At 65.9% G+C, this 23,057-nt stretch carries 26 protein-coding genes; 13 read left to right on the forward strand and 13 right to left on the reverse strand.

Annotated features, from left to right (window positions below):
• Nucleotides 1–2 precede the first annotated feature (2 nt).
• Nucleotides 3–1,889, forward strand: coding sequence for an XrtA/PEP-CTERM system amidotransferase (locus AAIO73_RS01365; protein WP_345875683.1), 1,887 nt, complete (start codon nt 3–5; stop codon nt 1,887–1,889).
• Nucleotides 1,890–2,094: 205 nt separating this feature from the next.
• Here the strand turns inward: AAIO73_RS01365 and AAIO73_RS01370 are convergent, their stop codons facing one another.
• Together AAIO73_RS01370 and AAIO73_RS01375 are read right to left on the reverse strand one after the other, a co-directional pair.
• A complete protein-coding gene (locus tag AAIO73_RS01370) occupies nt 2,095–3,147 on the reverse strand; it encodes a 1,9-bis(guanidino)-5-aza-nonane synthase (protein ID WP_242115386.1) in 1,053 nt (350 codons plus the stop codon).
• A 186-nt stretch (nt 3,148–3,333) separates the two neighbouring features.
• Nucleotides 3,334–4,575 carry a type III PLP-dependent enzyme gene (locus AAIO73_RS01375; protein WP_345875684.1) on the reverse strand — a complete coding sequence of 414 codons (1,242 nt, stop codon included), beginning with the start codon at nt 4,573–4,575 and terminating at the stop codon, nt 3,334–3,336.
• A 140-nt stretch (nt 4,576–4,715) separates the two neighbouring features.
• Between AAIO73_RS01375 and AAIO73_RS01380 the strand changes: the two genes are divergently transcribed.
• Both AAIO73_RS01380 and AAIO73_RS01385 read left to right on the forward strand, forming a co-directional pair.
• Nucleotides 4,716–5,678: a threonine ammonia-lyase gene (locus AAIO73_RS01380; RefSeq protein ID WP_345875685.1), complete on the forward strand. Its 963-nt coding sequence runs from the start codon at nt 4,716–4,718 to the stop codon at nt 5,676–5,678.
• The gene (locus AAIO73_RS01385) at nt 5,675–5,842 is read left to right on the forward strand and encodes a hypothetical protein (RefSeq protein ID WP_345875686.1); all 168 of its coding nucleotides are present in this window, start codon (nt 5,675–5,677) and stop codon (nt 5,840–5,842) included. The genes AAIO73_RS01380 and AAIO73_RS01385 overlap by 4 nt, the downstream gene beginning before the upstream one ends.
• Nucleotides 5,843–5,845: 3 nt before the next feature.
• Here the strand turns inward: AAIO73_RS01385 and AAIO73_RS01390 are convergent, their stop codons facing one another.
• Together AAIO73_RS01390 and AAIO73_RS01395 are read right to left on the reverse strand one after the other, a co-directional pair.
• Nucleotides 5,846–6,073, reverse strand: a complete 228-nt coding sequence (locus AAIO73_RS01390) for a hypothetical protein (RefSeq protein ID WP_345875687.1) — start codon at nt 6,071–6,073, stop codon at nt 5,846–5,848.
• A 140-nt stretch (nt 6,074–6,213) separates the two neighbouring features.
• Entirely contained in the window at nt 6,214–6,870 is a 657-nt protein-coding gene (locus AAIO73_RS01395; protein WP_345875688.1) for an alpha/beta hydrolase, read from the reverse strand.
• An 86-nt stretch (nt 6,871–6,956) separates the two neighbouring features.
• Here AAIO73_RS01395 and AAIO73_RS01400 point away from each other — a divergent pair, with 86 nt between their 5' ends.
• From AAIO73_RS01400 to AAIO73_RS01410, 3 genes are read left to right on the forward strand one after another with little or no spacing between them, the layout of a single operon-like run.
• On the forward strand, nt 6,957–8,012 hold the full coding sequence (locus AAIO73_RS01400) for a cysteine desulfurase family protein (protein WP_345875689.1): 1,056 nt from the start codon (nt 6,957–6,959) through the stop codon (nt 8,010–8,012).
• On the forward strand, nt 8,009–9,115 hold the full coding sequence (locus AAIO73_RS01405; RefSeq protein ID WP_345875690.1) for a cysteine desulfurase family protein: 1,107 nt from the start codon (nt 8,009–8,011) through the stop codon (nt 9,113–9,115). The genes AAIO73_RS01400 and AAIO73_RS01405 overlap by 4 nt, the downstream gene beginning before the upstream one ends.
• Nucleotides 9,112–9,438 (forward strand): 2Fe-2S iron-sulfur cluster-binding protein, encoded by a 327-nt coding sequence (locus AAIO73_RS01410; protein WP_345875691.1) that lies wholly within the window; start codon nt 9,112–9,114, stop codon nt 9,436–9,438. The genes AAIO73_RS01405 and AAIO73_RS01410 overlap by 4 nt, the downstream gene beginning before the upstream one ends.
• Here the strand turns inward: AAIO73_RS01410 and AAIO73_RS01415 are convergent.
• Nucleotides 9,363–9,788, reverse strand: coding sequence for a ribosomal maturation YjgA family protein (locus tag AAIO73_RS01415; protein WP_345875692.1), 426 nt, complete (start codon nt 9,786–9,788; stop codon nt 9,363–9,365). The genes AAIO73_RS01410 and AAIO73_RS01415 overlap by 76 nt on opposite strands.
• Before the next feature lie 92 nt (nt 9,789–9,880).
• On the opposite strand from AAIO73_RS01415, the gene AAIO73_RS01420 reads away from it, so the two are divergent.
• Nucleotides 9,881–11,332, forward strand: coding sequence for a helicase HerA domain-containing protein (locus tag AAIO73_RS01420; RefSeq protein ID WP_345875693.1), 1,452 nt, complete (start codon nt 9,881–9,883; stop codon nt 11,330–11,332).
• A gap of 29 nt (nt 11,333–11,361) precedes the next feature.
• On the opposite strand, the gene AAIO73_RS01425 is transcribed toward AAIO73_RS01420, so the two are convergent.
• The 6 genes from AAIO73_RS01425 to serS form a co-directional block, all read right to left on the reverse strand.
• Nucleotides 11,362–12,753: a leucyl aminopeptidase family protein gene (locus AAIO73_RS01425; protein ID WP_526023755.1), complete on the reverse strand. Its 1,392-nt coding sequence runs from the start codon at nt 12,751–12,753 to the stop codon at nt 11,362–11,364.
• 48 nt (nt 12,754–12,801) lie between these two features.
• Entirely contained in the window at nt 12,802–14,133 is a 1,332-nt protein-coding gene (rimO, locus tag AAIO73_RS01430) for a 30S ribosomal protein S12 methylthiotransferase RimO (RefSeq protein ID WP_345875695.1), read from the reverse strand.
• A 92-nt stretch (nt 14,134–14,225) separates the two neighbouring features.
• Complete coding sequence (locus AAIO73_RS01435) at nt 14,226–14,570, reverse strand: DMT family protein (protein ID WP_056451668.1); 345 nt, start codon at nt 14,568–14,570, stop codon at nt 14,226–14,228.
• A complete protein-coding gene (locus tag AAIO73_RS01440; protein ID WP_345875696.1) occupies nt 14,570–15,580 on the reverse strand; it encodes a potassium channel family protein in 1,011 nt (336 codons plus the stop codon). The genes AAIO73_RS01435 and AAIO73_RS01440 overlap by 1 nt, the downstream gene beginning before the upstream one ends.
• Nucleotides 15,577–16,623, reverse strand: a complete 1,047-nt coding sequence (locus AAIO73_RS01445) for a peptidoglycan DD-metalloendopeptidase family protein (protein ID WP_345875697.1) — start codon at nt 16,621–16,623, stop codon at nt 15,577–15,579. Before AAIO73_RS01445 ends, AAIO73_RS01440 begins: the two co-directional genes overlap by 4 nt.
• A gap of 44 nt (nt 16,624–16,667) precedes the next feature.
• Nucleotides 16,668–17,945: a serine--tRNA ligase gene (gene serS, locus AAIO73_RS01450; RefSeq protein ID WP_345875698.1), complete on the reverse strand. Its 1,278-nt coding sequence runs from the start codon at nt 17,943–17,945 to the stop codon at nt 16,668–16,670.
• A gap of 95 nt (nt 17,946–18,040) precedes the next feature.
• Here serS and AAIO73_RS01455 point away from each other — a divergent pair, with 95 nt between their 5' ends.
• From AAIO73_RS01455 to dksA, 3 genes are all read left to right on the forward strand, one after another.
• Entirely contained in the window at nt 18,041–18,493 is a 453-nt protein-coding gene (locus tag AAIO73_RS01455; protein ID WP_242115400.1) for a host attachment family protein, read from the forward strand.
• A gap of 68 nt (nt 18,494–18,561) precedes the next feature.
• Nucleotides 18,562–19,542 (forward strand): hypothetical protein, encoded by a 981-nt coding sequence (locus AAIO73_RS01460; protein ID WP_345875699.1) that lies wholly within the window; start codon nt 18,562–18,564, stop codon nt 19,540–19,542.
• 321 nt (nt 19,543–19,863) lie between these two features.
• Nucleotides 19,864–20,322 carry an RNA polymerase-binding protein DksA gene (gene dksA, locus AAIO73_RS01465; RefSeq protein ID WP_242115402.1) on the forward strand — a complete coding sequence of 153 codons (459 nt, stop codon included), beginning with the start codon at nt 19,864–19,866 and terminating at the stop codon, nt 20,320–20,322.
• 45 nt (nt 20,323–20,367) lie between these two features.
• Here dksA and AAIO73_RS01470 read toward each other — a convergent pair whose 3' ends face one another.
• On the reverse strand, nt 20,368–20,523 hold the full coding sequence (locus tag AAIO73_RS01470; protein ID WP_242115403.1) for a YdcH family protein: 156 nt from the start codon (nt 20,521–20,523) through the stop codon (nt 20,368–20,370).
• Nucleotides 20,524–20,673: 150 nt separating this feature from the next.
• Between AAIO73_RS01470 and AAIO73_RS01475 the strand changes: the two genes are divergently transcribed.
• Together AAIO73_RS01475 and AAIO73_RS01480 are read left to right on the forward strand one after the other, a co-directional pair.
• Nucleotides 20,674–20,871 carry a YdcH family protein gene (locus tag AAIO73_RS01475; protein ID WP_345875700.1) on the forward strand — a complete coding sequence of 66 codons (198 nt, stop codon included), beginning with the start codon at nt 20,674–20,676 and terminating at the stop codon, nt 20,869–20,871.
• A gap of 82 nt (nt 20,872–20,953) precedes the next feature.
• Nucleotides 20,954–21,412: a DUF1465 family protein gene (locus AAIO73_RS01480; protein WP_345875701.1), complete on the forward strand. Its 459-nt coding sequence runs from the start codon at nt 20,954–20,956 to the stop codon at nt 21,410–21,412.
• Here AAIO73_RS01480 and AAIO73_RS01485 read toward each other — a convergent pair.
• Nucleotides 21,407–22,351, reverse strand: coding sequence for an NAD(P)H-dependent flavin oxidoreductase (locus AAIO73_RS01485; protein WP_345875702.1), 945 nt, complete (start codon nt 22,349–22,351; stop codon nt 21,407–21,409). The genes AAIO73_RS01480 and AAIO73_RS01485 overlap by 6 nt on opposite strands.
• Nucleotides 22,352–22,502: 151 nt before the next feature.
• Between AAIO73_RS01485 and AAIO73_RS01490 the strand changes: the two genes are divergently transcribed.
• On the forward strand, nt 22,503–23,054 hold the full coding sequence (locus AAIO73_RS01490; protein WP_345875703.1) for a hypothetical protein: 552 nt from the start codon (nt 22,503–22,505) through the stop codon (nt 23,052–23,054).
• Nucleotides 23,055–23,057: the final 3 nt, after the last annotated feature.

Here is a 23,057-nt window from a genome sequence, read left to right on the forward strand (position 1 = left end):
CCATGTGCGGCATCGCCGGCCTCTTCCATCCCGCCAGCCCCAAGCCGGTCGATCCGGCGCGGATCGCTGCGATGACCGACGCGCAGGCGCATCGTGGTCCGGACGGATCGGGGGTATGGACGGCGCTGGGCGTCGGGCTGGGCCATCGGCGGCTGTCGATCATCGACGTGGCAGGCAGTCCGCAGCCGATGGCGCTGCCGGGCGAAGGACACGTCGTTACCTACAACGGCGAAATCTACAATTTCGCCGAACTGCGTGCCGAACTGACAGCCTGGGGCGCGGTGTTTCGGACGCAGGGCGATACCGAAGTGCTGCTCCATGCATGGACGGCATGGGGGCCGGACATGCTCGCGCGGCTGAACGGCATGTTCGCCTTTGCGATATATGATGCCGATCGCCAATCGCTGTTCGTCGCGCGCGACCGGATGGGGGTGAAGCCGCTCCATTATGTCGAGCTGGCCGATGGTGCGGTGGCGTTCGCGTCCGAACTGAAGGGGTTGCTGGCGCATCCGCTAGTGCGGCGGACGCCCGATCCGGCCGCTATCGAGGACTATATGGCGCTCGGCTATGTGCCCGACGACGCCTGTATCGTCGCGGGGGTGCGCAAGCTGCCCGCCGGGCACTTCCTGTGGATGCAGCGCGGCCGGCCGGTCCCGACACCGGTGCGTTGGTGGGACATCGACTTTTCGACGCGCGCAAAGGGAAGCAACCGCGATCTGCAGACCGAACTGGTCGAACGGATGCGCGAGGGGGTGCGGTCGCGGATGGTCGCTGATGTGCCGCTCGGCGCGTTCCTGTCGGGCGGGGTCGATTCGTCCGCCGTCGTCGCGCTGATGGCGGAAGCGAGTCGCGCGCCGGTGCAGACCTGTACGATCGGGTTCGACGAGTCGGGGCATGACGAACGCGGCCCGGCGGGGGAGATCGCCGCGCGCTTCGCGACCGATCATGCCGTGCGGACGGTGCGCTCGGACGATTTCGCGCTCATCGACACGCTGGTCGCGGCGTTCGACGAACCCTTTGCCGATGCGTCGGCACTGGCGACCTATCGGGTCTGCGCATTAGCGCGCGAACGGGTGACGGTGGCGCTGTCGGGGGACGGCGCCGATGAGGCGCTCGCGGGATATCGGCGCTATAAATTCCATGCCGCCGAAGAGCGGGTACGAGGCTTGTTTCCCCCAAGCTTTCGCGAGCCGGTGTTCGGGGCGCTCGGCGACGTCTATCCAAAGGCGGATTGGGCACCGCGCCCGTTTCGCGCCAAGACGACGCTGCTCGCCCTGGCGCAGGATGGCGACGAAGCCTATGCCGGGGCGGTCGGAGTGACGACGCCCGCCGTACGGCACGCACTTTATACGCCGAACATGGTGCGGCAACTGGGCGGGCATCGCGGCGAGGATCGCTATGTCGCGGCGATGCGGGCGGCACCGGCCCGCGATGCGCTGGACCGGGCGCAATATGCCGATTTCCGGTACTGGCTGCCGGGCGATATCCTGACCAAGGTCGACCGGACCAGCATGGCCGTCGGGCTGGAAGCGCGCGAGCCGTTGCTCGACCACCGACTGATCGAATTCTGCGCCACCTTGCCGTCCGCGCTGCGATTACGGCGGGGCGAAGGCAAGTGGCTGATGAAGAAGGCGCTGGAGCCATGGCTGCCGCGCGACATTCTGTACCGCCCGAAGATGGGGTTCGTGACCCCGGTGAGCACGTGGTTTCGCGGGGCACTAGCCGATGAGGCGGCGGCGCTGGCGCGGTCGCCGGTGCTGGCGAGCTGGTTCGACCTGCACGCGATCGAGCGGATCGTCGCCGACCACCGGTCCGGGCGGGCCGAGCACGGCCGGACCCTGTGGCAGTTGGTGATGCTGGAGCGCAGCGCCACGCGGCTGTTCGGATAGCTCAAAGTTCACGAAAGTCACACTCGCACGCAATCTTCGGCTACGCGGTCATTGCCGTAAGCGTAGTCATGGTCCGGCGCGACGCGGGGCGTCGGGATCGGCGACGATGGCGAAACAGGTGAGGGTAGGAAAGCGATATCGTCGCAAGGTAAAACGGCGGGGGATCGCTCCCCCGCCGTTTCCATATGCAGCGATGCGCCGACGTTCAGTCGAACATCTTGCCAAAGGCGCGCTTCGCGCGGTCCTTCCACGCGCCGCGATGATAGGCGTCCGACGCCAGCAGCGGCATGACCGAACCGGCTTCGGCGAACACCATCTGTTCGAGCGCGGTATCAACCTTGCCCCAACTGGCCGCTTCCTTCAGCGTCGACGATGAGCAGGCGCCGTCGCGGACGTCGGCGACGGTAATCTGCACCGCGTACTTGTGCATCTCGACATCGTCGTGACCCAGGATTTCGGCGCAGACGACGGTATCCTGGATGAAGTTCTTCGGCACGCCGCCGCCGATCATCAGCAAGCCGGTGGTACCCGCCTTGATCTTGATGTCGGTCAGTTCACGGAAGTCGGCGATGGCGTCGAGCACCATGTACGGCTTGCCTTCCTTCGCACGGTCGACCTGGTGCTTGACCAGACCGAAGCCGGCCGAGCTGTCGACGAAGGCCGGGCAGAAGATCGGCACGTCATGCTCGTAGGCGAGCTTGACGAGGCTGTTTTCCTTCTTGCCGTGCTCCGACAGATACTTACCCATCTCGCGGATAAAGGCGCGCGACGAATAGGCCTTCGGCTCCAGCGAGTCGGCGATCTTGCCGATCGTATGGTCGCAATCCTGCAGCTGCTCTTCGTCGATATAGGTGTCGTAGATGCGGTCGATGTAGAGCGAACGCAGCGTGTTGTCGTCAGGGATTTCCAGCGCCTGATAATGCTTGTGGCCGAGGCCTTCGAAGAAATCCATGTCGACGATCGACGCGCCGGTGGCGACGACGCCGTCGATCATGTTCGAGCGCAGCAGTTCGGCATAGAGGTCCATGCAGCCGCCGGCCGAGGTCGAGCCGGCGATCACGAGGAAGATCGAGCAGTCCTTGTCCTCCAGCATCTGGTTGTAGATGCGGGTGGCGCGCGCAAGGTCGCGGCTGGTGAAGCTCATCTTGCCCATGGCGTCGATGATCGGGCGGGCGTCGAACTTGGTGATGTCGACATGCTCGACGGTGGTCGAGAGCAGTTCGGCCTTGCGGGTGTCGTTGATCGTCGTGTCGGTCATGATGGTCCCATCATCATCGATAAGCCGTCGTCGTTATGGGGACGCGGAAACCCGGTTGGCCTCCTGCCCACAAAGCGCGGGAGGAGCCGATGGCGGTCGCATAGCGGCAAAGCCATGCAAAGCCCACCCCCGGCCCCTCCCGCTACGCAAGCGGGAAGGGGGAGGTGGTCGATTAGGGTGGTGTCGTTACAGCTTGACGACGTTGTTCGAAACGAACGCCGGCATGGGATCGAGTTCGATATACATCGATTCCATCGGCTCGTCGTCGGTCAGGACGGTCTCGCCATTACCGAAACCGTTGAACGCGGTGCGCATGGCCGAGCCATAGGCGCCGAGCATGCCGATCTCGAAATAATCGCCGCTGCGGGTATCGGCCGGAAGCGGGAACGGGCCCTGCATCTGGTCGATATCGTCGCACGTCGGACCCCAGAAGCTGAAGTCCATGTCGCGCGCATCCGATTCCGGCTGCCGCAGCAGCTGCACCGGATATTTCCAGCCGATATGCGCGGCGTCGAACAGCGAGCCATAGGCACCGTCGTTGATGAACAGCTCCGACCCGCGGCGATGCTCGACCCGGACGACGACCGACGCATATTCAGCGCACAGCGACCGGCCCGGTTCGGCCCACAGCTCGGCCGAATAGCTGACCGGCAGGCTTTCGAACGCGCGGTGGATCGTTTCGAAGAAGCGCTCCAGCGGCGGCGGGGTCATGCCCGGATAGCGCGACGGGAAGCCGCCACCGACGTCGATGACGTCCACGGTGACGCCCGCATCGACGATCGCGCCACGGACCCGCTCCATCGCGTTGCTGTACGCGTCGGGCGACATGGTCTGGCTGCCGACATGGAAGCAGATGCCCAGCGCATCGGCGACCTGACGCGTGGCGATCAGCAATTGCTTGGCTTCACCCGGACCGACGCCGAACTTCGAGCCGAGCGACAGCTTCGCATATTCCGACGACACGCGCATCCGCACGCACAGGGTCAGATCGGTCGCGCCATCGGTGGCGGCGACGATCTTTTCCAGTTCGTCCATGCTGTCGAGCGAGAAGGTGCGCACGCCATGCTCGAAATAGGCTTCGGCAATTGCTTCCGGCGCCTTGATCGGGTGCATGAAATGGCAGGTCGCTTCCGGCAGCGTCGCCTTCACCAGACGAACCTCGCCGATCGACGCGGTGTCATAGTGGACGATGCCGTTGTCCCACAGGACAGCGAGCAGATCGGGCGACGGATTCGCCTTTACCGCATACATCGAGCGCCCCGGAAACTTCTCCACGAAGAATCGGGCTGCGCGCGCGGCGGCGTGCGGGCGAACGAGCGTTACCGGTTCGACCGGTCGGCGCTCTGCGATGTCGATCCCGCGCTCGAACGATGAGTCACGGGCGATAAAGGGGGCAGCTAGCCCCAGCGCGCTATGGTGCTTGGCCAATTCAAGGGACCTCCAATTGCCTTTCGGCATACGGTGACAAAAAGCTGCCTTGCGGTTGGAAGTCCCATGGGGCAGCGGAGGCGCGATCTATGACCCACAAACCTTGATGTAAAGTGTTTGTGCGGCGGAAAGTGCAATTTATGACGATTATGCGACAACCCACCCGTGCCGGCGTCCGCGATGCGGCGGCGAAGATGACGGAAATCCTGCCATATTCCCCATTAATGATACGCGAAATCAGCGGCTTGCCGATAGCTTTGAAGATGGAGTCACTCCAACCGATCGGTGCGTTCAAATTGCGCGGAGCATGGCATCGTTTGACCGCGTTGAGCGACGAATCGCGGCTGCGTGGCGTCGTTGCCTTCTCGTCGGGCAATCATGCGCAGGGCGTCGCATGGGCGGCGAAACGGCTGGGCATCCCGGCGACGATCGTTATGCCCTCCGACGCTCCGGAGACGAAGCTGCGGGCAACGATGGCGCTGGGCGCGGAGGTCGTTCGCTACGACCGGGCGACCGAGAGCCGCGAAAAGATCGCTGCCCATCTGGCCCATGCGCGCGGTGCGACGCTGGTGCCGAGCTTCGACGATGCGTGGGTGATCGAGGGGCAGGGATCGGCTGGGATCGAAGCGGCGGAGCAGATGGTAGCCGCGGGATTGCCCCAGCCGTCGCGCGCGATCGTACCCTGCGGCGGCGGCGGCCTTTCGGCGGGGATCGCGCTGGCGCTGACCGAGGCCGAGATCGTGACGGTCGAACCCGAAGGATGGGACGATATGCGCCGTAGCCTCGAAGCTGGTTGGATCGAACCGGTCGGCGATCGGCCGCCCCCTACCGCCTGTGACGCGCTACAGACGACGCGCGTGGCGGAGCGTACCTTCGACGTGCTGTCGCGACGCGGCGCTACCGGGGTGGCGGTCAGCGAAGCGGAAATCGCAGATGCGCAACGCTGGGCCGCGCGACACTTGCGGGCCGTGGTCGAACCGGGGGGCGCAGTGGCGCTGGCGGCGATCCTGTCGCGCCGGGTGACGATCGAACCAGGCACGCTGGTGCTGGTGTCCGGCGGCAATGTCGATCCCGTCGCCTATGGTAAGGTAATCGCCGCGTGACGGAGGGCCCGGCGGGAACGCTGCTTGCCGTGCTGATGCTCGTTGCGATCCTGCTGATCGTGTTCGGCGTCAGGATGATCGCGCGGGGGGAGCGGCGCAATGGTTGGCTGATGCTGGCATGCGCCGTCGTGATGGTCGGGAACGTCGCGATCTGGACGGTTTAGCCGTCAGTCGCGCTGCGGCGACATGCGGTAGCTGCGCTGGTCAAGCGCCTGGCCAGCATTGGCGGCGTTCTGGGTGTCGATCTGCGTCCATTCCGCCTTGGTATGGCAGACCGGACGCGCCATGATCGACCCGGTCGTCACCTCGCGCCGGCAAATCTTCTTCTCTTGCTTCGGGGCTTCGGCAGCGGGCGCGATCTGGGTCGCAGCGGCGAGCAGCAGCGTGGTCAACATGGTTTGGCAGTCCTGTAACGGAGTATTGCCAGTATCCTATGGTGTTGAAGCAATATGGCAAGCATGAATGCCCGCCGCCGCGAAGCCGCGTCGTCGGTCGGCGCTGAGTGCCGCCGGCCGGGCTCGCCGCCGGGCGAGACTCACTTGATTGTCGAGTTCGGGTCCAGCCGCATGTCCAGATACTTGTCCACGCTGCCCATCAGCTCGGGCATCTCGTTCTGGAAGAAGTGGTTGGCGCCAGGAATCACGTCGTGATGGATGGTGATGTGACGCTGGGTCCGCAGCTTGTCGACCAGCTTCTGCGTCGCGGCGGGGGTGACGACCTCGTCGGCATCGCCCTGGATGATGATGCCCGAGGACGGGCATGGCGCGAGGAAGGTGAAGTCGTACATGTTCGCCGGGGGGGCGATCGAGATGAAGCCGCGAATTTCCGGGCGGCGCATTAGCAACTGCATGCCGATCCACGCACCGAAACTAACCCCGGCGATCCACGTGGTCTGCGCTTCGGGATGGAAGCTTTGCACCCAGTCGAGCGCCGACGCGGCGTCCGACAATTCGCCGACGCCATTGTCGAACGTGCCCTGGCTCTTGCCGACGCCGCGGAAGTTGAAGCGCAGCGTCGCGAAGCCGCGGCGCTGGAACGTCTTGTAAAGCTCCTGGACGATGCGGTTGTTCATCGTGCCGCCCGACGACGGGTGCGGGTGCAGGATCATCGCCACGGGTGCGCGGGGACGCGGAGCGGGGGCGAAACGGCCCTCCAGTCGACCTTCGGGACCGGGGAAGATGACTTCGGGCATGGGACGTCCTGCTAACAGATTGGCGCGGCGATGGCGCGGAATGGGATCGCGGCTATATAGGCGTACCCATTCGGAACGGAAGTGTTTTGACGACCCGCATCTATCTCGACCATGCCGCGACGACCCCGATCCTTCCACAAGCGGCGGCCGCCGTCGCCGAGGGCATGGCGTGCTGGGCCAATCCGTCGAGCCCCCATGCCGAGGGGCGTGTGGCGCGGCGAATGCTTGAGGACGCGCGCGGCCGGATCGCGAAGTCGCTGGGGTGGGATGGCGAAGTCATTCTGACCAGCGGGGCGAGCGAGGCGCTGGCGATCGGGCTGGGCCGGGCAAAGCGGACGCGAAGACTGGTGTCGGCGGTGGAGCACGATGCGGTGTTTCGGGCGGCGCCGGGCGCGGACGTGTTGCCGATCATCGAAGGGGAGCCGGACGAGGACGCGCTGGCCCAATACCTAGCCGCCGGCCCGCCGCCGGTCGTCGCGGTGCAGGCAATCAATTCGGAAACCGGCACGATGCTGCTGGCCCACGCCCGCAATTCGGCGATTGCGATGGTGCGGGATGCGGGCGGGCTGGTGCTGGTCGATGCGTCGCAGGCAGCGGGGAAGTATGGGTTGGCCGATGCCGATATGATCGTGGTGTCGGCGCACAAGCTGGGCGGACCGCCGGGGATCGGCGCGCTGTTGCTCCACGACTATGCGATGGTCGCGCCCGATGGTGGGCAGGAGTCGGGCTATCGTGGCGGGACCGAGAATCTGCCGGGAGTGCTGGGCTTCGCCGCTGCGCTGGAGGCGGGAGGACTGGATAGCTGGGCGACGACTGTCGAGGAGCGTTTCCGCTTCAAGGACCGGTTGTACGAGGCGGGCGAGGTGATTCAGCCCGGCGTGCAATGTTCGCACATCTTCGCGGTCGCGCATGCGGCCCTGCCGGCGGCGGCGCAGTTGATTCGGCTCGATGCGATGGGCTTTGCGGTATCGGCGGGCAGCGCCTGTTCGTCGGGGACTCTAAAACGCAGCCGGGCTCTCGCGGCATTTGGCATACCGGGCGAGGTCGCGGACCGGACGATCCGGGTCAGCCTCGGTTGGTCGACGACGGCAGACGAACTTGCCCGTTTCGCCGATGCCTATGCCGGACTGGCCCAGCGATGACCTATCTGGATTATCAGGCGACGACGCCGCTCGCGCCGCAGGCGTTCGACGCGATGGTGCCGTGGCTGCGCGATTATCATGCCAATCCACACTCGCCCCATCGCGAGGGGCGGCGGGCGAAGGCGGCGGTCGAGGTCGCCCGGGCGCAGCTGCTGGCAGCGTTGGCACCGGAGGAGGACGGACGGCTGTTCTTTACCAGCGGCGCGACCGAAGCCGCGAACTGGGCGATTGCCGGCACCTTCGAACGCGTGGGTTCCGACCGGCCCAAAGTTGTGACGATCGCGACCGAGCATAGCTGCGTGCTCGATACCGTTCGGGCGCTGGCGGCCTGCGGGGCGGAGGTGGTGGTGTTGCCGGTCGGTGCGGACGGGCTGGTCGATCGCGGCGCGGCGCTGGCTGCGATCGACGAGCGGACGGCACTGGTCACGGCGATGCTGGTCAATAACGAAATCGGGGTGGTGCAGCCCATCGCTTGGCTGGGCGAGCTGGCCCGGTCGGTCGGTGCGGTGATGATCTGCGATGCCGTGCAGGGCTGGGGACGGGTCGCGCTTCCCGTGGCGGTCTGCGACCTGATCGCGGTGTCGGCACACAAAGTCTATGGGCCGAAGGGGATCGGGGCGTTGTGGGTGCGGACGGGGTCGGAGCCGGCGGCGATCCTGCACGGTGGCGGGCAGGAGGGCGGGTTGCGATCGGGTACGCTCAGCCCGGCCCTATGCGCCGGCTTCGGGGCAGCGGCAGCGTTGCTGGCGCAGGATGATCCGTCCCATATCGAGACATTGTGGGTTACCGCGCGCGAGAATCTTTCGGGGCCGGATTGGATGTTGAACGGTGATGCCGGGGCGCGGTGGCGCGGCAATCTGAACGTGCGGATGGACGGGTTGGATGTGGCGCGGTTGATGAGCGAGTGTCGCGATATTGCCTTTTCCGCCGGCTCGGCCTGCGCGAGCGGGTCGGGGCGGACCAGCCATGTGCTGCGCGCGATCGGGTTGAGCGATGCGCAGGCGAAGAACGCGATCCGTATCGGGTTCGGACGATACACGACTAGCGAGAAACTGGTGCAGGCGGTGCAGACGATCGATCGCGCGGCGCGGGGGCAACGATGATCGTCCGCTTCGTTCGCTCCGACGGGAGTGTCGAGGAAGCGCGCGGTGCGACCGGCGACCGGTTGCTCGATCTGGCGCAGGCCTATGATCTGCCATTGGAGGGGACGTGCGGTGGACAGATGGCCTGTTCGACCTGTCACGTCATCGTCGATCCCGCCGATGCGCAGCGGCTGCCGGTCCCTAGCGAGGAAGAGGAGGATATGCTCGATTTTGCCGAAGGGGCGGTCGCGACGAGCCGCTTGGCGTGTCAGATCATGCTGGACGAGTCGCTCGATGGCCTGACGGTGCGAATGCCGGCTTCGGCGCGCGATGCGCGGCGATAACGCTCGATGTGCAGAACCGCGACCGCGCCGCTCGCATAGGCGAGAAAATCCTTCGGATCGAACCCGTTGCCGAGAATCATACGCGCAAAACGGTTTTGGTCGAGGCCGATAGCCTCAAGCAGCCGAAAATACTGGCTGAACTCGATCACCACGGCGATGGTGAAGGCGATCAGCGTCGCTGGCGCCACCGGCACCCACGTCAAGGCGCGAAGGCCGACATAGACCAGCGCAACCGCCACCGCGTCACCTACATAGGGACGGACGATCGGGTCGTTCAGGAACAACGCGATGGCCAGCTCGATCGCCAGCAACGCGATGGTCAGCGCGGCATAGCCCTTGTGCAGTCGCATGAACCTTCCCCCGAAGTGCGACGGCCATGGCGTGCGACGGACGCCGACGCAAGCGCTTGCCCCGGTGCGGTACCACCGCCTAAAGACCCGCGATGACCGTGAACGTCGATATGGGGACGGACCCGGCGGGCAAGACCGTTCCCCTTGATCTCGAAGAATTGTTGGCGACCCGATTGCTGGTGCAGGGCAATTCGGGTTCGGGAAAGTCGCATCTTCTCCGCCGCCTGCTCGAACGCAGCGCCGGCCATGTCCAGCAGGTAGTGATCGATCCCGAGGGGGATTTCGTGACGCTGGCCGGCGCCTATGGCCATGTCGTCATCGAGGCGGCTGACCATAGCGAACGCGAAGTCGCCAAATTCGCGACGCGGGCACGTGAGCATCGCGCGTCGGTAGTGCTGAGCCTCGAAGGGCTGGAGGCCGAGGGGCAGATGAAGTGCGCCGCGTCGTTCCTCAACGCGCTGTTCGATGCGCCGCGCGAGCATTGGTATCCCGCGCTGGTCGTCGTAGATGAGGCGCAGTTGTTCGCGCCGGCAGGCGGGGGCGAGGTGGTCGAGGAAGTGCGCCGCGCGTCGCTGTCGGCGATGACCAATCTGATGTGTCGCGGTCGAAAGCGCGGCCTTGCCGGCGTCATCGCGACGCAGCGTCTGGCGAAGCTGGCCAAGAACGTCGCGGCCGAAGCATCGAACTTCCTGATGGGGCGCACCTTCCTAGACATCGACATGGCGCGCGCCGCCGACCTACTCGGCATGGAGCGGCGGCAGGCCGAGGCGATCCGCGATTTGCAACGGGGGCATTTCCTGGCGCTCGGGCCGGCGGTGTCGCGGCGGCCGCTGTCGATCAAGATCGGCCCGGTGCAAACCTCCGCCCGCAGTGGCAGTCCCAAGCTGACGCCGCTGCCGACCGCGCCGGTGGCGGATATCAAGGACCTGTTGCTGGCCCCGGTCGAAGCGATGCTGCCGCTGGGTCCGCCGATTCGGCACGTCGCGCCGCCCGAAGCGGTCGAGGCGGCGATTGCGGCGCCGGTACGATCCAGCGCGGCGCCGGATTTGCCCGAACGGTCGGCCGATGAGACCGACACGATCGTCGCCGACGTGTTGCGGGCGCTGGTCGAGGATGAGGGGGATCAGCCGCGCGCGGCGGCGGTGTTGTATCAGGATTTCGACGTGCGCTGCCGCATGGTCGGTCTGCCGCGTCCGCCGCTCGACCTGCCGGCATTCACCCGGCGGCTGGCGTGCGCGCGGGCGGGCATTTTCGAAGCGCCCGACGACGAATGGGCGCAGGCGCTGGCGATCGCCGACGTGCTGCCCGACGATATGCTCGGCGCGTTCATGCTGATCGCACGAGCGGCGCGCGAGGGGCGGCCGTGCCCTAGTGATGCCGAGATCGCGCGGACCTATGGCACCAGTTCGCTCGGGCGGGTGAAGCGGATGCTGGCGTATATCGAGGGGCGCGAGTTGCTGGTGTGCCGGATCGACCTGGCAGGCAAGCGGTCGATCGCGCTGCCGCATTTGGGGTGGACGACCGAAGCGGCGGAGGCGGCGTAGCCAGTTCCTCCCCGCGGGGCGGGGAGGGGTTAGGGGCGGGCGTAGCGGTCCTTTAGTAGCCGCCAAGTTGCGCGCAGGCCGTATGCCTCGCCGCCCTTGGAGCGACCCGGCTTGGCGCTGGCGCGCCATGCGAAGGTGTCGAGATGCGCCCACGCGGTACCCGGCGTCACGAAGCGGCGCAGGAACAGCGCAGCGGTGACTGCCCCGGCCATGCCGCCTTCGGGGGCATTCACCATGTCGGCAATGTCGGACTTCAGCATGTCGTCATAGCCCTCCCATAGCGGCATGCGCCACAATGGATCGTCCTCGGCGGTTCCAGCCGCCAGCAGATCGGCGGCAAGTGCTTCGTCATTGGCGAAGGTCGCGGGCAGATCGGGGCCGAGTGCCACGCGGGCTGCGCCGGTCAGCGTGGCAAAGTCGACCAGCAGTTCGGGATGTTCCTCGCACGCTCTGGTCAGGGCATCGCCCAGCACCAGCCGGCCCTCGGCATCGGTATTGGTGTTCTCGACCGTCAGCCCCTTGCGCGTGGCGAGCACGTCCCCTGGGCGGAAGCTGTCCGCCGAGACGCTGTTCTCGACCGCCGGAATCAGCAGGTGAAGCCGCACGGGCAGATGGGTTTCCATTACCAGCCCTGCCAGCGCCAGCGCATGCGCCGCCCCGCCCATATCCTTCTTCATCAGCCGCATGCCCGACGACGGCTTGATATCGAGCCCGCCGCTGTCGAAACACACGCCCTTTCCGACCAGCGCTACGCGCGGATGGGCGGGGTTGCCCCAGACCAGTTCGATCAGGCGCGGTTCGCGGCCCTTGGCAGCGGCCTTGCCGACGGCGTGGATCATCGGATAGCCGGTTTCGAGGTCACGACCGCTGGTGACGGCGACGGTCGCGCCATGGGCGTCACCCAGAGTGCGGACGGCCGTCGCGAGTTCGGCCGGGCCAAGATCGGCAGCGGCGGTGTTGACCAGATCGCGGACGCGCGCAGTGGCGGCGGCCTGGCGGAGTGCCTCGTCGATCCGGGCAGGTTCGTTGGAGAGCAGGACGCGCGGGGCATCGTCCTCGCCCTTGCGATAGCGGGTAAAGCGATACTGCGCGGTCGCCCAGCCGAGCTTGGCCGGGCCGGGCGTACCGCCGGCGAGGCGATAGCTGCCGGGCGGGAGCAGGGCCGGCAGATGGGCCAGATCCCAGGCCAAAAGCTTCGTCGGGTCGGTGACGACGGTGGCGACCGACCAGTCGTCGGGCTGCTCGCCGGGCAGCGTCGCAGTCTTGCCGGCCTTTGCGAGCAAGCGCTGGGCGGTGGCCGCAGCGCGGACTCGCGGCGGCTGTGCGGCGAGCCATGCGTCGAAGAAGTCGGCGGGGATCAGGTGAATGGTACGGGCGGGCTGCCCACGGTCGGCGACAATCGTCGGTGTCATGTCCGTGATGGTGGGGGTGGCGCGCGCAAAACGCAATCCTCCCCGTGCCGGGGAGTTTTAGTTTAGCGGAACGCCGTACAGGTCGTGTTCGTCGGCATCCTCGACCTCGACCTTCACGATGTCGCCCTGAGCCAGATGCCCGGCGTCGCGCAGGAATACCTCGCCGTCGATGCCCGGCGCGTCGGCAGTGCTGCGGCCGGTAGCGCCGCCTTCGTCGCCGACCTGATCGATAATGACGTCAACGGTGCGGCCGATCTTCGCGGCGAGTTTCGCAGCGGAGATGGCGGCGGTCTTTTCCATGATCCGGGCGTAGCGTTCTTCCTTGACCGCTTCGGGTACCGGATCCGGCAGGGCGTTGGCGGCGGCACCCTCGACGGGTTCGAAGCGGAACGCGCCGACCCGGTCGAGCTGCGCCTCGTCGAGCCAGTCGAGCAGATACTGGAAATCTGCCTCGGTCTCGCCCGGAAAGCCGACGACGAAGGACGAGCGGATCGCGATATCCGGGCAGACTTCCCGCCAGCCGCGAAGTCGCTCCAGCACCTTGGCGTCGTTGGCCGGGCGTTTCATCGCCTTCAGCACATTGGGCGAGGCATGCTGGAACGGAATGTCGAGATAGGGGAGGACCAGCCCCTCGGCCATCAGCGGGATGATGCTGTCGACATTCGGATATGGGTAGACATAATGCAGCCGCACCCATGGAGCGATCCGACCCAGTTCGCGCGCGAGATCGGTCATATGCGGCACGACCTCGCGTCCCTTCCACGCACGTGATTCGCGACGGATGTCGATACCGTAGGCGGAAGTGTCCTGGCTGATAACCAGCAGTTCCTTGGTGCCGGCGGCGACCAGCTTTTCCGCTTCGCGCAGGATCGCGTCGGGACGACGGCTGACAAGGTCGCCGCGGATCGACGGGATGATGCAGAACGAACAGCGGTGGTTGCAGCCTTCCGAAATCTTCAAATAGCTGTAGTGGCGCGGCGTCAGCTTCAGCCCGCTTTCGGGGACCAGATCGACGAAGGGCGAGGGGATTGGCGGTGCCGCTTCGTGGACAGCGTCGACGACCTGTTCATATTGGTGCGCGCCAGTGACCGCCAGCACCTGCGGGAAGCGGGCGCGGATCGTCTCCGCCTCCTGCCCCATGCAGCCGGTGACGATGACCCGGCCATTCTCCGCGATTGCCTCACCGATCGCTTCGAGCGACTCTTCCTTTGCGGAATCGAGGAAGCCGCAGGTGTTGACCAGCACCACGTCAGCCCCGGCATAGTCGGGCGACATCTGATAGCCGTCGCTGCGCAGCTTGGTCAGGATGCGTTCGCTGTCGACCAGGTTCTTGGGACAGCCGAGCGAAACCATCCCGACACGGGGGGGCGAAGGAAGACGAGTTGCCATGATCGCCGCGTCACATAGCGATTTCGGCGAAAAATGATAGGGGCAGCGGAACGCCCCTTGCTCCGCTCACGCGGGCGGGTGCCAGGGTCAGATCATTGCCGGAACAGGAAGAAGGCGCCCCCCGCGATCAGCGCGAAGCCGATCATGTGGTTGACCGTGATCTTCTGCCCCAGATACGCGACCGAAAAGATTGCGAAGATGGTCAGGGTGATGACCTCCTGCATCCCCTTTAACTGTGCGGCCGAATAGACCTGCGATCCGATCCGGTTGGCGGGGACGGCGAGGCAATATTCGAAAAAGGCGATGCCCCAGCTGACGACGATCACGAAAAACAGGGGCGCGCCCTTGTGCTTCAGATGGCCGTACCATGCGAAGGTCATGAAAATGTTCGAGGCGATCAGCAGAACGATCGGCCAGATACGGGCAGCGTCGGGCATTATCGGGTCACCACTTCGACGATCGTGTCGCCGGGTTGCAGGTTGCGGGCTTCGGGACTGTCGAACCGGATCTTGCCACCCTGCCGATAGACGCGCAGGCCGAGGCCGGTGGTGATCGCCGACAGCGGCTGACCGACCTCGTGCGGGGCGACCGGCCGTTCGGATAGCGCGACCGAGCCATCGATCGAGGCTAGGTCGAGCATATAGTCGGCGATATGCGGTCCCCGGCACGATCCGGCGAGTAGCAGCCCGGCGAAGCTGACCGGATTGATGACGGTCGTCGCCCCGGCGGCACGGGCGGGAAATTCATTATCCTCTGCCTTCACGATCACGCTGATCGTCAGGTCGGGGGCAAGGTGGCGAGCAGTGAGCGTCACCAACACCGACGTGTCGTCGCGACCGGTGGCGACGATCAGCGCGCGGGCACGGGCGATGCAGACGTCGTTCAGCGTGGCGTCGCGTGTGGCGTCCGCCTGAAGCACGATGCAGCCGAGCTTCTGCGCGGCGTCGAGTTGCGCCTGGACCGGTTCGATGACGACGATTCGGCGCGGGTCCTCGCCACGCGCGATAAGTTCGTCGATCGCCTCCGATCCCGTCTTGCCGAAACCGGCCACGACGATGTGCCCGGTCAGCTTGTCTTGCAACAGCGCCATGCGCCAACGCTCCCAACTGCGCCGAAGGACGAACTGATAGGTCGTGCCGATGAACAGCAGCACGACGAACACCCGGATCGGTGTAACGATCAACGCATCGAATAGTCGCGCGCGTTCGGTGACGGGTGCGATATCGCCATAGCCGGTCGTGGTGATCGAGATCATCGTGAAGTAGATGACGTCGGCGAAACTCACCCGCCCGTCGTAATTGTCGCGCAGTCCTTCCCGATCGAACCAGTGGACCGCAACGGCGATACCGACCAGCGTCAGCACCGCGACCACCCGCCAAAGGATCGACGCCCAGACCGGCAGCGGCGACGATTGGCGCAGGATCGCGCGGCGGGTGGGCGGCGTCACTGGCGGGGCAGCCGCGACAGTGGATCGATAGGGGTGCGACCCGACCGGATTTCGAAATGGACCGCCGGGCGCTCGGCATAGCCGGTATCGCCCGATAATGCGATCTTCTGTCCCTTCTTCACCGCCTGTCCACGCTGGACTAGCAACTGGCTGGCATGGCCGTAGACGGTGGTCAGGCCGCTGCCGTGGCGGATGATGACCACGCCGCCGAGACCCGGCACGCCGGTGCCGACATAAGCGACGGTGCCGGCGGCGGCAGCGGCAATTGGCGTATCGAGCGGCACCGCAATCTTGATGCCGTTGTTGCGTTCGCCGCTGTCGCCCGCGCCGAAGCGTTTGAACACGCGGCCATCGACCGGCCAGATCAGCGTGCCAGGATTGCTGCTGGGCGGCGCGACCGCGGCGGTCGACGGTAGCACCCGGCGCGGCGAGGTGACGGCGGGGGCGGGGCGGGCGTTCGGCTCGATCGCCGGTTCGCCACCGGTCAGAATGTCGTCGATGTCGAGCTGGAACGCGGCGGCGCGTTCGGCGGCTGAGCGTGGCGTCGCGTCTCCTGGGATCAGGATACGTTGTCCGGCGCGCAGGATGAACGGTTCGCTGAGTGCATTGGCGGTGGCGATGCGCGACCAGTCGACGCCGTAGGCGCGGGCGATGGCGATGCCGGTCTCGCCCCGTCCGACCATGTGGTAGCGACCGCCGGGAATGGTCAGCCGCTGCCCCGCGCGGATCAGGAACGGCGGCGACAGATTGTTCGCGCGGGCGATCGCTTCACTACCGGCGCCGGTAGTGTTCGCGATGCCGCGCAGCGTATCGCCCGGGCGGACGACGTAGCTGCTGGCTGCGACGCTGCGGGCATTGGGCTCGACCCGCTTCGCTTCCCATGCGGGCGGCGGCGAGGGCAGCGCCGTGACGCCTTCGCCTTGCGGTTCGGTGGCGGGTGGCGTGCCGGGCGCGACCGTCGGAGGCGATTCCTGCGCCTGCGCGACGCGGCCTGGATTGGACGGGATACAGCCGCTCGCGCCAGTCATCAGCGCCGCTGCCATCGTAGCCCGTGTCGCGAACCCCATCGTCGCCCCCCGTTCCCTGCTCAACCCGCCGGGGTCAACACGTCCTGTCCGATATAGCGGCGTAGTGCCTCGGGCACGAGGACCGAGCCGTCGGCCTGCTGGTAATTCTCCAGCACCGCGACGAGCGTGCGGCCGACCGCCAGACCCGATCCGTTGAGCGTATGGACGAAGCGCGTCGTCTTCTCCCCCTCCGGGCGGTAGCGGGCGTTCATCCGCCGCGCCTGGAAATCAGTGCAGGTCGAACAGCTTGAAATCTCGCGATAACGGCCCTGACCCGGCAGCCAGACTTCGAGGTCGTAGGTCCGCGCCGCCGAGAAGCCCATATCGCCGGTGCACAGCTTCATCCGGCGGAACGACAGGGCGAGGCGGTTGAGAATATCCTCCGCCGCCTGCGTCATCCGCTCATGCTCGCCATCTGACTGATCGGGAGTGGTGATCGACACCATCTCCGCCTTCTCGAACTGATGCTGGCGGATGAAGCCGCGCGTATCGCGCCCCGCAGCGCCCGCCTCCGAGCGAAAGCACATGGTAAGCGCGGTAAAGCGGAGCGGCAGTTCGCGCTCGGCGAGGATCTGTCCGGCAACGATATTGGTCAGCGATACCTCGGCGGTCGGGATTAGCCAACGATCATCGGTGGTGCGGAACAGGTCCTCGGCGAATTTGGGCAACTGGCCGGTGCCGAACAGGGCGTCGCCGCGCACCAACACCGGCGGCACGACCTCTTCATAGCCATGGATGCCGGTCAGCGTGTCGAGCATGAACTGGCCGAGCGCGCGGTGCAATTTCGCCGCAGCCCCCCGCACCAGCGTGAAGCGGGCACCCGACAGCTTGGCGCCGGTTTCGAAATCGAGGCCGATGGCCGGGCCGATCGCGTCATGTTCGCGCGGTTCGAATCCGAAGGCAGTCGGATCGCCGACCGTCTTCTCGACGACATTGTCGTTTTCGTCGGCGCCCTGCGGCACGTCCGCCAGCGGCAAATTGGGGATCGCGGCGAGGCTGGCATTCAGTTCTTCAGCAAGGGCCGCTTCCTCCGCTTCGATCGCGGGCATCCGCTCCTTCAGCGCGGCGACCTCGGCCATCAGCGCCTGTGCGGTGGCCTCGTCGCGTCTCGCCTTGGCTGCACCGATCGCCTTCGACGCTTCGTTGCGGCGCGCCTGTGCGACCTGCACTTCGGTCAGCAGCGCGCGGCGGCGTTCGTCGAGATCGGCCAAAGCCGCCGATCGCGGCTCGACGCCCCGGCGGGCAAGGGCGGCATCGAAGACGGCGGGATCGTCGCGGATCAGGCGGATATCGTGCATGGCCGGGCTATGGCGAGCGATCCGCAGCCATGCAAGCCGCAACCGCCGCCGATGCCGGTGCGTTCAGCCGGCAGCGAAACCCGAGGAGAGATGGAATGCGGATACCCCATGACGCGTGCGTGTTGGTCGCCGATGGCCGCAAAATGCTGTTCTTCCGCAACGAAGGCGATGCGAATGCGCCCAACCTGATCGTCGAGGATCAGGCGATGCAGGCCAATCCTGCCGATCGGCATCAGAAGACCGATGCCGCCGGACAGGCGCAATCGATCCGCGGCGGCAATTTCGCACAGGGCGGCGGCAGCATGGGCGAAACCGATTATCACCAGCAGGCCGAAGATCGTTTCGCCGCCGATGCCGCCGAACTGCTACGCAAGCGCGCGCTGGCGAACGAGTTCGAAGCGCTGATCGTCGTCGCGCCGCCCAAGACCTTGGGCGAGATGCGCAAACATTATCACAAGACGGTCAGCGACCGGCTGACCGGCGAACTCGACAAGGACCTGACCGGCCATCCGGTCGATCAAATCGAAAAGCTGATTTCGGCCGCCTGACCGGCGCAGGGACCGCGCGCTGCTGCGCGGTCCCCTATGCGGCGTTGGTGGTTTTTCGGGCGAAGCGCTTGCGAACGACCAGCGCTGCGGCGGCACCGCCGAACAGCAGCAGCATTGGCGGTGCCGGCACCGGCGTCGGACCGTCGGGTCCGGGCGGCGGTTTGCCATGTGAGCTGCCGTTCGAACTCCAACCGCCATTCGAGCTCCAGCCCTTGCTAGACGAGCCGTTCGACGAGGAGGAGGTCGACGTCGAGCTGCTGGTCGATCCCGACGACGCGGAGGAGGTGCTGGTCGAGACATTGCCGCTCGACGAAGAGGAGGTCGACGACGACACGTCGCCGCTGGACGAAGCGGACGATGAGACGTTCCCGCTCGACGAGGACGACACGTTTCCGCTGGACGATGATGAGACGTTGCCGCTGCTGCCGCCCGAGGCGGACGAGGTGCTGCTGGTGCTCGATACGCCGCCGGTGCTGGTCGACGATCCGCCCGAGGACGTCGAGGACGACGTCGCGCCGGACGAGGTCGAAGAGGACGAGCCGCCCGACCCCCCGGAGGAAGTCGATGTCGAACCACCGCTGGTGCTCGACGTCGACGAGACCACGATCCCGCTCGACCCGCCGCCCGAGCCCCCGCCGCCGAAGAAGCCGCCGGCAAAGAAGCCCCCACCAATTCCGCCGCCACCCGTGCCACCGACCAGCACCGGACCACCGCCGAAACCGCCACCGCCCGTCATGGGCGGCATTTCCGCACCGGTGAAGGCGGGGGGCAGGGGAACCGGGGCTCCCTGGCTGGCAACGGTCACGACCGTTGGCGGGCAGACATTGGTGGTCCGCGTAACGACGCGGGTAACGACCCGACGCGGGGCCGGGCGCGGAGCGGCGCGTTTGGTGATGGCGCGCTTGGTGATCGCGCGTTTGGTGATTTCCCGGTTTTGGGCCGATTCAGCGACGTGTACCGCGCCACCGCCGATGACCGCGCCACCGCAGGCACATGCGCACAGTTTCGCAAGGGCCATCTTTACCGACATGCCACACCATCTTCCATAAGAATCAACGATCACCGCGGTGATCGGATCGACTTGCGCCACCAAGGCAAAACAAAGTGTAAAACACAACCGTCGCGGGTTCAAATTCCAGCCTTATTTCGGAACGTGATGACATGCCAGCAGCGGATGGTGGTTAACGTACCGTAAAGGGACGTAGGCCCATAAGGAAACCTGTCGGGTTAACCCTGTGAACAACGGGCATTTCGTCGGTTGGTCCTGAACGCTTGTGGTGCCGCCCTCCGCCCGATATAGGCGCGCGGACGAATGAGAGGGGGCGCCCTGCCGATTTGGTCGGGGGGAAGCTCCGGGGCGGAGATTGGGGATGGCCACGGTTTTGAGCGACACGACACAACCTCTCGACATACCGCCGCCGGCAAACGACGACGGATATCGCCCCCATGCGGACGAGCCGTTCATGAACCCGCGGCAACAAGCCTATTTCCGGGCCAAGCTGCTGGCATGGAAGGATGCGATCCTGCGCGAGTCGCAGGATACGCTGGCGCATCTGCAGAATGAGTCGTTGCGTGAGGCGGATTTGACCGACCGCGCATCGAGCGAGACCGACTGGTCGATCGAATTGCGCACCCGCGACCGGCAGCGCAAGCTGATCTCGAAGATCGAGGCGGCGCTGCGCCGGATCGATGATGGCGAATATGGCTATTGCGAAGTGACCGGGGAACCGATCGCGCTGGGACGGCTGGAAGCGCGTCCGATCGCGACGATGACCGTCGAGGCGCAGAGCCGCCACGAACGGCAGGAAAAGGTCTCGCGCGAGGAATAGCGCGGATGCGAAGCGCGGGGCCGGTAACCGACCCCGCGCGCTGCGTCACAGCGACGCGATCTCCTGCTTCACCAGCAGCTTGCGTTTCTTGAGCGACGACAAGAGCGACTGGTCCGGCGATGGCCGCTGGGTTTCGACCGCGATCTGTCGGTCGAGCGTCGCATGTTTCGCTTCGAGTGCGGTGAGGTGGGCAGACTGCATCGTTGCATCCTCCTGCTTGGCTGTTGGGGGACTGAGTAAAACACAGGACCGGGCGAATGTCGCCATGTCGGATGGGATTTTCGACATGACGTGTCAAAATCGCTGACGGACCGTTGCCAGCGCCCGAGCGGCAGGTGACAATGGCGGGCGATGGACGAATCGGACCTTGAACAGCGGCTGGGCCTGTTGCGGATCGAGCACCGCGACCTCGACGACGCGATCGCGGCGCTGGCATCGGCGACTCACCTCGACCAGTTGCAGCTGGCCCGGCTGAAGCGCCGCAAATTGCGCCTGCGTGACGAGATGGCGGCGATCGAGGACCAATTGATCCCCGACATTATCGCCTGATCGTCGCGTTCGGGGACGGTCGGCACAGAGGCGTGATCGAGCGCCCCTTTCGCGAGTCGCGACTGCGTGGCATTCTATAGCGATGGACGTACCGGCAAACGGCGCGATGGTGCATCGCCGACTGATCGATTCGATGTATGTCGAGGCAATGGTGCTGGCCGACGAGGCCCGGGCCTATTTCGATCAGGGCGGGCTGGCCGAACGCGCGATGCTCGACCCGATGGCGCGGGTCGTGCTGTCCTGCGAGTCATTGAAAATCACCACTCGGCTGATGCATGTCATCGCATGGCTGTTGACGCAGAAGGCGATCGATGCGGGCGAGATGACGGTAGAGATGGGCGACGATCCGATGCGCGCATTGCCCGCGGGGCCGGAAACCGAGGATGACGCGCTGGCGACGATGCCAGCGGGAACGCAGGCACTGATCCAAGCGAGCATGGATTTGTACCGCCGCGCCGAGCGGATCGAACGGTCGCGCAGCGCGCCCCCGGCGGCCAGTCCCGCACGGGCGATGTTCGAGCGGCTGGCGACGCGGCTATAGCAGGCGGGCGCGGGCGGCCTGATATTCCGCAGCCATGCGGGCAATGCGATCGGCAGCGGGGATGACCGCGTCGACCGCGCCGATGCCCTGACCCGCGCCCCAGATATCCTTCCACGCCTTTGCACCCGAACCGAAATTCATCGCCGAACTGTCGCTTTGCGGCAGGGCGTCGGGATCGAGGCCGGCGGCGACGATCGAGGCTCGCAGGTAGTTGCCGTGTACGCCGGTGAAGAGGTTGCTGTAGACGATATCGTCGGCGCGGCCATCGACGACCGCCTGTTTATAGGCGGGTACGGCATTGGCTTCGGTCGTCGCGATGAAGGGCGAGCCGACATAGGCGAGATCGGCCCCCGCCGCCTGTGCGGCCAGCACCGCGCCGCCATTGGCGATCGCGCCGGACAAAGCGAGCGGGCCGTTGAACCACTGACGGACTTCCTGGGTGAAGGCGAAGGGGTTCAACCGGCCGGCATGGCCGCCCGCGCCCGTGCAGACGAGGATCAGGCCATCGGCGCCTTTCTCGACCGCCTTGTGCGCGAAGCGGTCGTCGATGACGTCGTGGAGGGTGATGCCGCCCCAGCCATGGACAGCGGTGTTCAGATCCTCACGTGCGCCGAGCGAGGTGATGACGATCGGCACCTTCCATTTGGCGCAGGTGGTCAGATCGGCCTCGAGCCGGTCGTTCGAGCGGTGGACGATCTGGTTCACCGCGAAGGGGGCGGCGGGGCGGTCGGGATGAGCGCGGTCGTGTGCGGCCAGTTCCTCCGTGATGCGGTGCAGCCATTCGTCGAGTTGCGCCTGCGGCCGGGCGTTGAGCGCCGGGAAGGAGCCGACGATGCCCGCCTTGCACTGGGCGATGACGAGGTCGGGGCCGGAGATGATGAAGAGCGGCGAGCCGATCACGGGAAGGGCAAGCGTGTCGAACAGGGGAGGGAGCGCCATATGAGTTTCATAGCGCAACCGTAATGGCTGTCCAGTGGCGGAAGTTGACGAAGTTGACACGAAGTTGGTGTCGCAGGACGGGGTATCCTTCCAACAAAGATAGTAATCTAAGTTGGTTAGGTGGTGTTGCCGATGTCGATGTTGACATCGAATGCGACACTGGCTGCAGATCGGAGCGGCGCTGTCAAAGAACATGGCCCTTGTCGCATCGGCGGGCATTGTAGGAAAGTTCTGCCAGCCGGGAATGGCGAACGCCTTCTTAACCCTCCTGTCCTACCGTTTGCCAGTTCAGGAAGGGGAAGGATCGATGGTCGAAGTCGCGCGCAAGCGGAGTCTGGTGCTGTTCGAAATCGGTGCGGCGGCGCTGCTGCTGTTGCTTGCGTTCGGCGGGGCGGCGAAGGGAGTGCTGGACATGCACCGCTATCCCAGCCAGCCGGTCGTGGCGGCCGCGTTCCAGATGCCCGCCGGATGCGATTATGTGGGGCGGCAGACGGTTGTGCGGGTGCCGGTGGCATGTGTGACACCGGCCTATCGACTGACCCAACTGACCGATCTGGGGCTGGGCGGCGCGAAGGGCGACGAGTATTGGTACCGGGTCGGTGACGATGCGTTGCTGCTGTTGTGTGTCGACGGCGGCGACGCCTGTGCGGTGCGCGGGCGGGTATTGGGCAAGTTCGTGCGGGCGCAGGGCGATCAGGCGTAGGCG

The sequence above is a fragment of the Sphingomonas epibiotica genome (genome assembly GCF_039615155.1).
GTDB lineage: Bacteria > Pseudomonadota > Alphaproteobacteria > Sphingomonadales > Sphingomonadaceae > Sphingomonas.